Origin of the sequence: Pedobacter agri, from assembly GCF_032678665.1 — a bacterium.
In the GTDB taxonomy this organism is placed as follows: domain Bacteria; phylum Bacteroidota; class Bacteroidia; order Sphingobacteriales; family Sphingobacteriaceae; genus Pedobacter; species Pedobacter agri_A.
Genome location: NZ_JAVTSH010000007.1, coordinates 19,592 through 31,291 on the forward strand (window position 1 = coordinate 19,592; position 11,700 = coordinate 31,291).

The window sequence follows — 11,700 nt, forward strand, 5'->3', positions numbered from 1 at the left end:
TAACCTATTTAACCATTCCGGCGAGTGCTTCGATAAATACCGGGCTATCATTTAAACTTTCAACAAGCTGAACATGCTCACCACCCAACGCTTTAAACTCTTCATGATATTCAACCGTAATTTCGTAGAGCGTTTCCAAACAATCGGCCACAAAAGCTGGGCTAAATACCAATAGACGTTTTTTTCCTTCAGCTGCAAGTTTCTTTAACACATCAGTGGTGTAGGGTTGCACCCAAGGTTCTTTCCCCAAGCGTGACTGAAAACAAACCGTGTATCTATCCTTCGGAAGATTTAATTCAGCAGCGATTAACCGGGCTGTATCATGTCCTTGTGCAGAATAGCAAAATTTATTGGTATCGTTTAAAGTTTGGCAGCAATCAGTACTTTTCAAACAATAACTACCCGTGTGATCACATTTAAGCAGCTGTCTCTCGGGTAGCCCGTGAAAACTGAACAATACATGATCATAACTTTCAACCTGATGTTTGCGGGCATTTTCTGCAAAAACTTTAATCATCAATTCATTATCGTGAAACGAATTAACAAATGATATTGGCGGAACAGTTGGCCACTTACTTACCAATTCCATCACCAATTGCATTACGGAGCCAGAACTTGCAGATGCATATTGTGGAAACATTGGAATAACCTGAATACTTTCTACCAAACCAGCTTTCAAATTAGCTAACGCAGATGCAATAGATGGACTTTGGTAACGCATTGCAAGCTCAACGTGATAATCTTCGCCTAATCTTTCCTGCAACATTTTAGCCTGTAAACGACTATAATACAAAAGTGGAGAACCATTTTCATTCCATATTTCTTTATATAGTTTGGCAGTTTTTGGGCTACGGAAAGGAACGATAATTCCTTTTACCAATAATGTTCTGTTTAACTTAGGAATGTCAATTACCCGTTCATCCATCAGAAACTGATCGAGATATTTTCTAACATCGGCAGTTTGCGGACTATCAGGTGTTCCTAAATTTACCAGTAAAATTCCCTTTTTGCTCATTTATATTAAGATATGTTTTGTGCCGCAAATATCGCTTTTTTAGCAGCAAGTATTAAGGATAAAGTATCAAGATTTGGTAAAAACCACTACGAAGATTGTTTAGTTTTATACAATTGCCACCAGGGCATACCTGGTTTTTGATGATGCTCTAAATGATATCCAAAAAAATAGCAGGTAATGAAAGCCACAAAATGATTTTTTTGCAATGTTGAGGCGTGGTATTCATTATCATGTTCGCCTTTATGCGGTAAATAGGTTCCAAAATAAAATAACTGAAAGGTGCTCATTAACGATGGTAACACCCAGAAAAGCAACAGGTTCTTCTCCTCTACCCAAATATTCAACACATTATAAGCGATAGCCATAATTACCAATTGGATGATGGTAACGTAATTCATCATGAAGCTAAAATACCATTTCCAAAAACCATGAGGGGCAAAGTCCGGATCGGCTTCGGTATGCACATGATTGTGATGCTGGTGATGCTTTTTGAATAAACGGTTATAAAAAAAACCGGCATAAAGGAATACAGATAAATAACCAAAAAAATTGTTGACGGCTTTATTTGATGAAATGGTACCATGCATGGCATCATGGGCGGTTATGAACAAACCTGTATAGAGGTGCATTTGCACAAACACCATCAAATAAACCAAAGGATTTGTCCAATCGAAATCCCATCGCAACAAGAAAAACAAGGAAATAAACCAACAAATGATTACGGCCAATGCAACCAAAATTCCAGAAAACGAGTTGACACTTTTCAATTTACTTATTAATCTCTTGTTGGATATTTGATTAAACAGCTTAAACCGCAAATTGATTTAAGGAAATGGCTATTTTAGTAAGTTTCCAGTTCGGCTTTAACTTTTTCCATCAGCCACATTGGTGTTGATGTTGCGCCGCAAATACCTACTTTGTCACCTTCGGCAAACCAGTTCTGATCTAACTCTTCAACATTTGAAATGAAATAAGAATTATCATTATACTTTTTGCAAACATCATACAGTACTTTACCGTTTGATGATTTTTTACCTGATACGAAAATAATTTTGTTGTAATTACGCACAAAATTTTCAAGTTCTTCGTAACGGTTAGATACTTGTCGGCAAATGGTATCGTTTGCTTTTACCTCATAACCACGTGATAAAAGTTGATCTTTGATGTGATAAAATTTATCAACGCTTTTGGTGGTTTGGCTGTATAATGTAAATTTCGAAGGCAACTCAACATCATCCAACTCAGCCAAATCCTGAAATACGATTGCTTTTCCATCAGTTTGACCTTGTAAACCAATCACCTCTGCGTGACCATGTTTACCAAAGATTAAAATCTGCTCCTCATCATCATGAGAGTTTTTAATTCTGTTTTGGAGTTTCAAAACTACCGGACAGGAAGCGTCAATAAGAGTAAGATTATTTTCTAGCGCTAACTGATAAGTTGAAGGTGCTTCACCATGTGCCCTGATTAAAACCTTCTCATTTTTTAAGTCTTTTAAAAAATCATGATCGATGATTTTTAAACCACGGTTAGTTAAACGCTCAACTTCTTCATCATTATGTACAATGTCGCCAAGACAATATAGATAACCTTCGCTATCCAGAATATCTTCTGCCATTTCAATTGCGTAAACTACGCCAAAGCAGAAGCCTGATGATTTATCGATATTGACTTGTAAATTTAAATGATTCATTTTTGAGGATTATTTATCGTCATAATGTCCCTTTGCTGAAATTATAAATACCGTAATAATCTCCTCATCGATCCTATAGACTAATCTATCTTTTTTATTTATTTTCCTTGACCAGTAGCCAGCGAATTTATATTTCAGTTTCTCTGGCTTACCCACACCAACTTCAGGATGTTCACTAAGTTCTATAAAAATCTGACTAAGTTTTTTAATGGTTTGTTGATCTCCAGACTTATGAATCAACGCCAAATGCTTTTTAGCTTGTTCCGTGATATCTACAAAATACTTTCCCATAGTTTATGAACGTCTGCAACTCTTGTAACCCGTCCATTTTTCACATCATCTTCTCCTATTGCAATTTCTTCAATAAATTCGGCACTATATTTTTGCTCTTTTTTAAAAGTAACGTTTAAAGCATTTAGTACTGCTTCAATTGCCAATAGCTGCTTTCTATTTTTGGGTTGTACTATTATTGTTTCCATAATACATTTACTTACTGAAATATAGTTCAAAATTAAGCAAAAATATTTGATCCGGTTGTCATGTACAAGACAACAAAAAAGATAAGCTGCGAAACGAACATTGCTGTACCAATGTATTTTTGCTGCTTTAAACCCAGGGCATAATAAAATTTAAATAAAATAAGTGAAACGATAAACCAGGCTACGAAATTTTGACCTGGAATTTTGTTTAGGTCCCACTGCCAGTAATCAAACTTCATGGCTACAGGCTCTAAAAAGTAATCGAAAATAACGAGTATTATTGCACCTAAAACTGATGCCAGGATACTGTTTCTGATTTTCAGGCTCTTCATCATCTGGCCCACACTAAATATTAAAATAACCCAGTTTACGCCCATTAATATTGGCACCGCAGCAATTTTGTATCCTAAGGTATTGCCATAATTATAACTTCCGAATATTTTCCCGGTATGAACGCCTAACACTTCAACCAGGAAACCGCACAGAAAAACGCCCGAAACGAAAAGCAGTAGCCTCTTGATGTTGGCATTGTACGTGAATAAGATAACAGCGAACATCAGCAAAAGGTGAAAAGGCACCAGTTTGATAAAATAAGGTTGTGTTACTGGCAACAAGAAACCAATCAAGCCCACCAAATGAAAAATAATGATTACAGCAACTGCAATTTTTTTAACCCTTAAATCGCTTTGATCGTTCTGCCCTTCCATGTACCTTTTTTTAATATGTGTTTTTGTATCGAAATCAATGAAATAATCAAGAAGAATAACATCTGTAACGGATGTAAAATTAAATTTATTAAAACATTTTGCCCTGATAAGTAGGAAATCATTACCCTGCTTAAAACAATTAATGTTAATGGTAATACCAGCAAATCAGCATTAAAGTTTAAACATAAAATTACTGGCCCTACAACTACCAAAAGCTGGTAAAATAGCAATATAAAAATGTTATTACCAAAACCCGCCAGTAAATTTTTACTAAATCCCTGCAGGCTTTCATTGAGGTTTTTATACATTCTACAATAAATCAGGTTGTTGGCTAAAAGCGCTTCTGCATTATATTTTCGCTGTTTTACCAACTTCATTATTTCAACATCTTCTACAACCATATGCTTTACCTGCATATGCCATTGATTATCGAGATAATTTTTAGTTTTAAAGAACATACATTGCCCACTGGCCGCAGCGAAAGCAGGATTTTCAGAAAACTTAACCAAACGCATTGGAAGTAAGTTCAGTAAAATAAAATGCATCAGGGGAACGGTTAATTTTTCGCCGCTTGTTTTCATAATTTGATTGGTAAAAACACTCAACAAAGCTAAGTTGCCTTTCTCCATTCTATCAATTAAACTATTGATTAGCCCATGTTTTATAGCTTCATCTGCATCTACAAAAAGTAGGTATTTTCCATTAGCCAATGCTGCCAATTGATGACAGGCATAATTTTTACCGAGCCAGCCTGCCGGAAGTGGCTTTCCTTTTACAATGTTGAAATTGGGCGTAGCTTTACAAAAAGTATTTACGAGCTCAAAAGTTTCATCAGTGCTATCATCATCAAGTACAATAACTTCATAATTTGAGTAATCCTGATCCCTTATCGATTCGAGTAATGTTATGATGTTTTCTGCCTCATCACGAGCCGGAATAAGAATCGAAACGAGATCTTGATAGTGTTTTACAACCCTGGGTAATTTCGGATTAGAAAGAAAGTTAAAAACAGTTACTGAAAACCTGATGACCAGGAAAATCAAAACCGCATAAATAAATATCGTCATTCAGTAATTTGTGTTTGTTTAACAAGCGACTGATCGTAATGTTTATTATAAGCACTTTTTAATAATTGTAAACTTACGTATTCTTCATTTCCCCAATGCTGAAGGTAAATGTTTGCAGTTGGCTTTCTTTTGGAGAAGTAATCGATAAATGTGGCTGAAAATATGATGCTAACATTTTTTTTGCTGGAATTGATCACTTGCATTACACCCTTTTTAAAATCGATATTTTTTTCATGATTGGAATGCAGTCTCCCCTGTGGAAAAATTAACACCAGGTTTTCAGGATCATCTAAAAGTTTACCGGCATAGCTGAGTGTTTCCAAAACATCTTTTCCTTTGTTTTCTGCTGCAAAACCACCCAAATATTTTAAGAAGCCAACTTTTTTGTAATTATCGGCATTAATCAACACGTGAAAATTTTTCTTAAATAGTTTTTTGTTCAGATAAAAGATAAAGAAACCATCCCACCAGCTAAAATGATTGGCTAAAAGTAATATTGAAGAATCAGATTTAATGTCAGCTTTATTAAAGTTAACTGAGGAAAAGTCTTTTTTTATGATAAACTCAATGTACCAGGAAAAAAAATTGAAAATGAAAGAATTTTTTCGAGGATGATACATGCGTGGAAGTTGCAAAAAATTGGGGTTAATTGCAAGTATATTAATGTGAATAGCTTTCTTATCGGAATTTAACTCAAATATACCCGATCTTCTTCACCGTCTACATCCATCACCACATCCACATGTTCTTTCAAAATCGTAGCTAATTCCAATCCAACAAAATCTGTAGCGATAGGGAAAATTTTATGGCTTCTATCTACCAAAACCACAGTGCGGATTTTTTTGTGCGGCGTATTCAAAAATACACCCAAACCGTAAGCAAGGGTTTTGCCACTATTTAGCACATCATCAATAATGATAATCACCTTATTTCTCCAGTGACTTTCATCTAAATCTGTTTTGGCAACCAGTTTACTACTCTCTTTTTGAAGATCGATACGTAGAAGCGTAAGCTTAAAACCCGATATTTTTTTTAAAACTTTTTCCAATCGAATGGCAAGCTTATATCCACGATCCCAGATTCCGGCAAGCACGATTTCTTTTTCGTTCAAATTATCTTCTAAAATTTGGTAAGCGATGCGATCTATCTTTTGCTGAATTTGTTTCTTATTAAGAATTAAAAGTTGCGATGCCATTGTATCAAATAGGTTGAATACAAAAAGAACGATTTTAAGCATGAAATTCAAACTATTTGAAAAATAATTTCGATTGCTTGCAACGTTTTGACTTGAGCAACGTCTAATCAATAACCAAAAAACAAAAACCATGAAATCATTCATCACATCATTTGCCTGCCTACTCATTATCGTAAGCAGTTATATGGCAAAAGCACAAGAATCGAAAAATTACCCGGCAAAAAACTTCAATAGTATTGGCGTAAGCAGCGGTATCGATTTATACTTAACTCAGGGCAGTAGCGAGGCAGTTACCATAAAATCAGACAGTGAAACACTTAAAGATATTATAGTTGAGCAAAATGGCAGCAACATCAATATTAAATTCAGAGATGGTATTAACTGGAGTGGTCTTTTTAAAAACCGCACCATTAAAGCTTATGTAAACTATAAAACACTAACCGCATTAGCGGCTTCTGGAGGTTCTGATGTATTCACTCAAAATCAGTTAAAAACTGATAAACTGGCCATCCGTTCTTCAGGAGGATCAGATTTAAAACTAAATGTGGTTTGCAATGATATCACTATTCAATCGAGCGGTGGTAGCGATATTGGCCTAAAAGGAAAAGCAGAAAACATGACGATTCAGTCGAGCGGCGGCAGTGACATTGATGCTTATGAATTTGTAACCAATTATGCCAAAGTGCAAGCTTCAGGCGGATCGGATGTGGGCATTTTTGTTAACAAAGGCCTGGAGGCTGCTGCCAGTGGTGGCGGAGATGTGAGTTATAAAGGAAATGCTTCCCTTAAAAAAACATCGAGCTCAAAAAGTGGCGATGTACACCACGTGAATTAAAAAAGAATTTAGTTTAGTTAATGATAAATCAGCTGCTTTGTGGATGCAAAGCAGCTTTTTTTATTATACTAATTATGATATTACCTTTTAGCTTTATATGGGTAATAAATGAAATTTGCGCCTTCCGGAACAATTACAAATACACACATAAAATCTTCAGTTTTTTTGTAAACCTTTAAAAACGATTCTTTCTTTTCTTTATTGATAATTCCTTTTTCAACAAACTCTTCTAATGTTGAGGCCTGAATTGTCCAATCGGTATTTAGTTCTTCTTTATTTAAAATTAATTCACCAATGTTAACGGTGTGCTGATGCGCAATAAAAATAGGATGAGCAGATATTCCCTCAACCATAATTTCAATGGCAACTTCTTTAATCGCATCTGCATAAAACTCCAGGTCTTTTTCTAAACTTACCAAAGGACTTTCCTGCTTCTTTTGCGGTGCCCCGCTATCTTCAGGCGTTGCGCCTAATAATTCTTCTCTATCCATATTGTTGAATTATTGAATTTTGAAAAATTGAGTGAATGAATGTTTACAGGCACCTGCCATATTCTATCATTCACTTATTCAAAATTCAATTATTGTATTACTTCAATCTTAACAAAACCACATTTTCTACGTGTTGCGTATGTGGAAACATATCTACCGGCTTAATGCGGGCAACCTCATATTTGGCACTTAACATTTCCAAATCTCTGGCCTGCGTAGCCGCATTACAGCTTACATATACAATTTTTTCCGATTCCATTTCCAGCAAACGCTGTACAACATCTGCATGCATACCCGCTCTAGGCGGATCGGTAATCACTACATCAGGCTTGCCGTGAGCCAAAACAAATTCTGCCGTCAGAATATCTTTCATATCACCAGCATAAAAAATGGTATTATCAATTCCATTTAATTGTGAATTGAATTTCGCATCTTCTATAGCTGTTGGCACATACTCTACCCCAACCACCTGCTTAACATTTTTGGCTACGAAATTAGCGATGGTTCCTGCCCCTGTGTACAAGTCATAAACCAGTTCATCGCCTTTAAATTCGGCAAAATCACGGGTAATTTTATACAATTCAAAAGCTTGCTCAGAATTGGTTTGGTAGAAAGATTTCACACCAATTTTAAATCTGATGCCATCCATTTCCTCAAAAATATGATCTCGACCAGCAAAAACATTTACTTCCTGATCGAATATCGTATCATTCTTCTTTTGGTTGATAATGTATAACAACGAGGTAATTTGTGGAAATTCAACTTGCAAGAAATTCATTAATCCCTCTACCTGACTTTGCTCTGGATAGGCAAATACAACTGCCACCATTACTTCTCCGGTGCTGGAAGTACGAATAATCAAATTACGCAACACACCTTCGTGATTACGTAAATCATAAAATGACAATTCATTTTCCAAGGCATACTTACGAACCGCATTTCTGATGGAGTTAGACGGCTCATCCTGCAAATAGCAATGCTCGATATCCAAAATTTTGTCAAAACGCAAAGGAACATGAAATCCCAACGCATTCATATCAAAATCTTCGTCGCGTTCTACATCAGTTTTCTCGAGCCAGCGCTTATTAGAAAACGTAAACTCCAGTTTATTGCGGTAATATTTATTTTTCGCAGAACCCAAAATCGGCTCAGCGTTGGAAGTATCTACTTTGCCAAGGCGCTGCAGTGCCGCTTCCACATTTTTTTGCTTAAATTTCAGTTGAGAATCATAACCCATGTGCTGCCATTTGCAACCCCCACAGGTTCCGAAGTGAGCGCAAAAAGGATCGGTACGCAAGGCAGATTTTTCATGCAGTTGATCAATAATGGCTTCTGCGAAATTCTTTTTCTTTTTTGTTAAGCGAACGTCAACTACATCTCCAGGCACAGCCTTATCGACAAATATTACTAATTCATCGGCTTTGCCAACCCCTTTACCTTCTTCAGCGATATCAATGATTTGTACGTTTGGAACTATGGTTACCGTACCTGGTTTTCTTCTACTCATTATTTTGCAAAGATAAGGGTAAAAGCTGAAAGACTAAAGTGGAAAGCTAATGTCAGAATGAATACAAATAATTAGGCTATGATTACAGCTATTGGAGAAAAATTCAGAAAATATGAGGCACACGAATTTGTAATCAGTAAGCTAGCTGAAAGAACAAAATTTACTTTAAAAAATTATTTTCCAAAAAATTTAAATGCAGCTCCCCAAAAGCCATCTAACCAATTAAATTTTAGGTCAAATTTCTCATCTACTTGTACAGAAAACTCTAATATTTCTTTGCTCATGATAAAAAACCTATCTATTTTAACAATAATACAAAATTCATACCGAAAACCGAAACGGTATAAATTAAATTTATGTTAATTTTACATCAATAAGTTAAAACTTGATTGTCCATTATATACTGAATACCCTGACGTATTGATTTTCAATACATTAATTCCGTTTTGCGATATTATTTCGTAACTTAATATATCATTCACTAAAAATGGAGGTTCATCATGAACGTAATCCGGAAAATTGAACATTGGGGAGATGTTCATCACGCAAAATGGCTCGATTATTTACGTATTGTTCTCGGGCTAACTATTTTTGGCAAAGGTGTTTCGTTTATCAGCGACACATCGGTTTTACAAAATTTAATCACTCAAAACAATGTATTTGGCTTTTCAGGGATGATAATTAGTGTCGGCATTCATGTGGTAGCTTTTGCGCATTTGGTTGGTGGCATTTTAATCACACTGGGTCTGGTTACGCGTTTCGCAGTGGTAATTCAAATTCCGATTTTGCTGTTCGCCGTATTTTTCGTTAACCTCACGCCGGGATTTTCAGCACCAAATTCGGAGTTATGGCTATCAGTACTTGTACTTTTCTTACTCATCATGTTTTGGGTGGTTGGCTCAGGACCGCTATCGGTTGATGAAGGTTTGAAACACAAAAACGGAAAGCGATACACTTAAAGCTAGATTGAATATTCTTAGTATCTTTCAGCTTTATTACTGACAATGAAAATTAAGATACTTTTTGCACTGCTCTTAGCGGGATTGACAAGTTACGCCCAGACCTCAACTCAGGATTATTTCAAATTAACCCGAAATGGTTTCGATGAAAAAAATGCTTACGAAACCACCGCATTTGTAGAAAAATATTTTCGTGTACCTGGCAACAGCGGTTTCAATGCCAGTATTTATTATGTAGAGAACATCTTAAAAAAAGCAGGTTTTGTACAACAAAAACAAAACGAATTAGAAGCTCCGCTAACCTACCGCATTGAAAAACGCCCCATGAAAAATAATACCTGGGAGCCCGTTGATGCAAATATTGATATTGTTGGAGAAACACAGCCACTGATTTCCTTTAAAACGAACCGCAATATGACTCCGATAAATTGCGGCTCTACCCCTGCAGATGGCGTTACCGCTGAAGCCATTTTTCTTGAAAAAACATCAGCAGCCGATTTGGCAAAACTTGATCTTAAAGGTAAAATAATATTTTCCGAAAATCATCCTTCCAGGCTATTGCAATTAGCAACCAATGCCGGCGCAATTGGTGTACTGGGCTATGCAATGCCCAAATATACACAACCAGAAGTTCATCAAACTTCCATTCAGTTTGGAAGCATGAAAGCCAACAGTGAGGTTTGGACCTTACTGCTATCTTATGCTGCGAAAGAAAAACTTAAGGCTGCTTGTTTAAAAGGCGCTACAAAATTGAAAGTTAATATTCAAACCAAAATTTATCCATCTGAAGAACTAACCATTGTAGCGAATGTAAAAGGAAGCATAAAACCTGATGAGCGTTTCGTTTTCAGCGCCCATGTGCAAGAGCCCGGGGCAAATGACAATGCCAGTGGTGTGGGCACATTGGCTGAAATGGCCAGGCTCACTGCAGCACGTTATCAGGCCAAAAAGATTGCGCCACAACGCACCCTAACTTTTTTGTGGGGCGATGAAATTGTATCGACCAGAAGGTATATTGTGGAAGATACCAGCCGGGCGAAAGGCATTATGTGGGGCATGAGTTTGGATATGGTAGGCGAAGACACCAAGAAAACCGGTGGTTCATTCCTGATTGAAAAAATGCCTGATCCATCTGCTATCTGGACCAGGGGAAAGGATAAACATACGGAATGGGGCGCTGGAAATGTAACCGAAAAAGACCTGTTTCCTCATTATTTTAACGACTTTATTTTTGATATCTGTAAAGCACAAGGCAAATTTGCAAACTGGACAGTGAACTATAATCCGTTTGAAGGCGGCAGCGACCATACTCCATTTTTGCAAAATAAAATTCCAGGTTTATTGATGTGGCATTTTACCGATGTCTTTTATCATACCGATAACGATCGGATTGATAAGGTTTCGGCCACTGAAATGAAAAACGTGGGAATTAGCGGATTAACGGCTGCCTATAGTTTAATTTCGGCTGATGAACAAATGGCGATAACAACCGTTTCGCAGGTGAAAGATGATGCGTTGATTCGTTTAAAGACTGAGTTTGAGCTAAGTAAATATGCCATTGCAAAAGGTAAAGCTGTTGCTGATGAAATACATATTATCGCTACCTGGAGCAAATGGTATGTTGACGCTTTAGCAACCATCAACAAAATGCCGGTTAAGGCCGAGACAACCCGTGTAGGATCGGCAATAAAATTCGCCACAAACGAAGTTGAAAAACAAACAAAAATTTATTTGGAGGGTTTGAAGTAAACC

Annotated in this window: 15 protein-coding genes; 3 read left to right on the forward strand and 12 right to left on the reverse strand. The window is 36.5% G+C overall.

Annotated features, from left to right (window positions below; translation table 11 throughout):
• Nucleotides 1-4: 4 nt before the first annotated feature.
• The 9 genes from hemH to R2Q70_RS14910 form a co-directional block, all read right to left on the reverse strand.
• Nucleotides 5-1,015 (reverse strand): ferrochelatase, encoded by a 1,011-nt coding sequence (gene hemH / locus R2Q70_RS14870; protein ID WP_316808355.1) that lies wholly within the window; start codon nucleotides 1,013-1,015, stop codon nucleotides 5-7.
• A gap of 86 nt (nucleotides 1,016-1,101) precedes the next feature.
• Nucleotides 1,102-1,782: a fatty acid desaturase gene (locus tag R2Q70_RS14875; RefSeq protein WP_316808356.1), complete on the reverse strand. Its 681-nt coding sequence runs from the start codon at nucleotides 1,780-1,782 to the stop codon at nucleotides 1,102-1,104.
• A gap of 74 nt (nucleotides 1,783-1,856) precedes the next feature.
• Entirely contained in the window at nucleotides 1,857-2,708 is an 852-nt protein-coding gene (locus R2Q70_RS14880; protein ID WP_316808357.1) for a 4-hydroxy-3-methylbut-2-enyl diphosphate reductase, read from the reverse strand.
• Between the two features lie 9 nt (nucleotides 2,709-2,717).
• Nucleotides 2,718-2,999 (reverse strand): Txe/YoeB family addiction module toxin, encoded by a 282-nt coding sequence (locus tag R2Q70_RS14885; protein ID WP_316808358.1) that lies wholly within the window; start codon nucleotides 2,997-2,999, stop codon nucleotides 2,718-2,720.
• Nucleotides 2,981-3,187 carry a DUF2683 family protein gene (locus R2Q70_RS14890; protein WP_316808359.1) on the reverse strand — a complete coding sequence of 69 codons (207 nt, stop codon included), beginning with the start codon at nucleotides 3,185-3,187 and terminating at the stop codon, nucleotides 2,981-2,983. Before R2Q70_RS14890 ends, R2Q70_RS14885 begins: the two co-directional genes overlap by 19 nt.
• Nucleotides 3,188-3,219: 32 nt before the next feature.
• On the reverse strand, nucleotides 3,220-3,894 hold the full coding sequence (locus R2Q70_RS14895; RefSeq protein WP_316808360.1) for a carotenoid biosynthesis protein: 675 nt from the start codon (nucleotides 3,892-3,894) through the stop codon (nucleotides 3,220-3,222).
• Nucleotides 3,864-4,961 carry a glycosyltransferase gene (locus R2Q70_RS14900; protein WP_316808361.1) on the reverse strand — a complete coding sequence of 366 codons (1,098 nt, stop codon included), beginning with the start codon at nucleotides 4,959-4,961 and terminating at the stop codon, nucleotides 3,864-3,866. The genes R2Q70_RS14895 and R2Q70_RS14900 overlap by 31 nt, the downstream gene beginning before the upstream one ends.
• A complete protein-coding gene (locus R2Q70_RS14905) occupies nucleotides 4,958-5,596 on the reverse strand; it encodes a 1-acyl-sn-glycerol-3-phosphate acyltransferase (protein WP_316808362.1) in 639 nt (212 codons plus the stop codon). The genes R2Q70_RS14900 and R2Q70_RS14905 overlap by 4 nt, the downstream gene beginning before the upstream one ends.
• Nucleotides 5,597-5,649: 53 nt before the next feature.
• On the reverse strand, nucleotides 5,650-6,198 hold the full coding sequence (locus R2Q70_RS14910) for a phosphoribosyltransferase family protein (protein WP_316808363.1): 549 nt from the start codon (nucleotides 6,196-6,198) through the stop codon (nucleotides 5,650-5,652).
• An 88-nt stretch (nucleotides 6,199-6,286) separates the two neighbouring features.
• Here R2Q70_RS14910 and R2Q70_RS14915 point away from each other — a divergent pair, with 88 nt between their 5' ends.
• Nucleotides 6,287-6,991, forward strand: a complete 705-nt coding sequence (locus R2Q70_RS14915) for a head GIN domain-containing protein (protein WP_316808364.1) — start codon at nucleotides 6,287-6,289, stop codon at nucleotides 6,989-6,991.
• 80 nt (nucleotides 6,992-7,071) lie between these two features.
• Here the strand turns inward: R2Q70_RS14915 and R2Q70_RS14920 are convergent, their stop codons facing one another.
• The 3 genes from R2Q70_RS14920 to R2Q70_RS14930 all read right to left on the reverse strand — a co-directional run bounded on the left by R2Q70_RS14920 (nucleotide 7,072) and on the right by R2Q70_RS14930 (nucleotide 9,273).
• On the reverse strand, nucleotides 7,072-7,482 hold the full coding sequence (locus R2Q70_RS14920; RefSeq protein WP_316808365.1) for a hypothetical protein: 411 nt from the start codon (nucleotides 7,480-7,482) through the stop codon (nucleotides 7,072-7,074).
• A gap of 97 nt (nucleotides 7,483-7,579) precedes the next feature.
• A complete protein-coding gene (gene rlmD / locus R2Q70_RS14925; protein ID WP_316808366.1) occupies nucleotides 7,580-8,989 on the reverse strand; it encodes a 23S rRNA (uracil(1939)-C(5))-methyltransferase RlmD in 1,410 nt (469 codons plus the stop codon).
• A gap of 173 nt (nucleotides 8,990-9,162) precedes the next feature.
• Entirely contained in the window at nucleotides 9,163-9,273 is a 111-nt protein-coding gene (locus R2Q70_RS14930; protein ID WP_025145553.1) for a hypothetical protein, read from the reverse strand.
• 216 nt (nucleotides 9,274-9,489) lie between these two features.
• Between R2Q70_RS14930 and R2Q70_RS14935 the strand changes: the two genes are divergently transcribed.
• Both R2Q70_RS14935 and R2Q70_RS14940 read left to right on the forward strand, forming a co-directional pair.
• Complete coding sequence (locus tag R2Q70_RS14935; protein WP_316808367.1) at nucleotides 9,490-9,948, forward strand: DoxX family protein; 459 nt, start codon at nucleotides 9,490-9,492, stop codon at nucleotides 9,946-9,948.
• A gap of 45 nt (nucleotides 9,949-9,993) precedes the next feature.
• A complete protein-coding gene (locus R2Q70_RS14940) occupies nucleotides 9,994-11,697 on the forward strand; it encodes a M28 family peptidase (protein ID WP_316808368.1) in 1,704 nt (567 codons plus the stop codon).
• The last annotated feature ends 3 nt before the right edge of the window (nucleotides 11,698-11,700 follow it).

Coding starts and splice junctions, on each gene's coding strand:
- hemH (WP_316808355.1), bottom strand. CDS start 1,015: ATGAGCAAAAAGGGAATTTTACTGGTAAATTTAGGAACACCTGATAGT.
- R2Q70_RS14880 (WP_316808357.1), bottom strand. CDS start 2,708: ATGAATCATTTAAATTTACAAGTCAATATCGATAAATCATCAGGCTTC.
- R2Q70_RS14885 (WP_316808358.1), bottom strand. CDS start 2,999: ATGGGAAAGTATTTTGTAGATATCACGGAACAAGCTAAAAAGCATTTG.
- R2Q70_RS14890 (WP_316808359.1), bottom strand. CDS start 3,187: ATGGAAACAATAATAGTACAACCCAAAAATAGAAAGCAGCTATTGGCA.
- R2Q70_RS14895 (WP_316808360.1), bottom strand. CDS start 3,894: ATGGAAGGGCAGAACGATCAAAGCGATTTAAGGGTTAAAAAAATTGCA.
- R2Q70_RS14900 (WP_316808361.1), bottom strand. CDS start 4,961: ATGACGATATTTATTTATGCGGTTTTGATTTTCCTGGTCATCAGGTTT.
- R2Q70_RS14910 (WP_316808363.1), bottom strand. CDS start 6,198: ATGCTTAAAATCGTTCTTTTTGTATTCAACCTATTTGATACAATGGCA.
- R2Q70_RS14915 (WP_316808364.1), top strand. CDS start 6,287: ATGAAATCATTCATCACATCATTTGCCTGCCTACTCATTATCGTAAGC.
- R2Q70_RS14920 (WP_316808365.1), bottom strand. CDS start 7,482: ATGGATAGAGAAGAATTATTAGGCGCAACGCCTGAAGATAGCGGGGCA.
- rlmD (WP_316808366.1), bottom strand. CDS start 8,989: ATGAGTAGAAGAAAACCAGGTACGGTAACCATAGTTCCAAACGTACAA.
- R2Q70_RS14930 (WP_025145553.1), bottom strand. CDS start 9,273: ATGAGCAAAGAAATATTAGAGTTTTCTGTACAAGTAGATGAGAAATTT.
- R2Q70_RS14935 (WP_316808367.1), top strand. CDS start 9,490: ATGAACGTAATCCGGAAAATTGAACATTGGGGAGATGTTCATCACGCA.
- R2Q70_RS14940 (WP_316808368.1), top strand. CDS start 9,994: ATGAAAATTAAGATACTTTTTGCACTGCTCTTAGCGGGATTGACAAGT.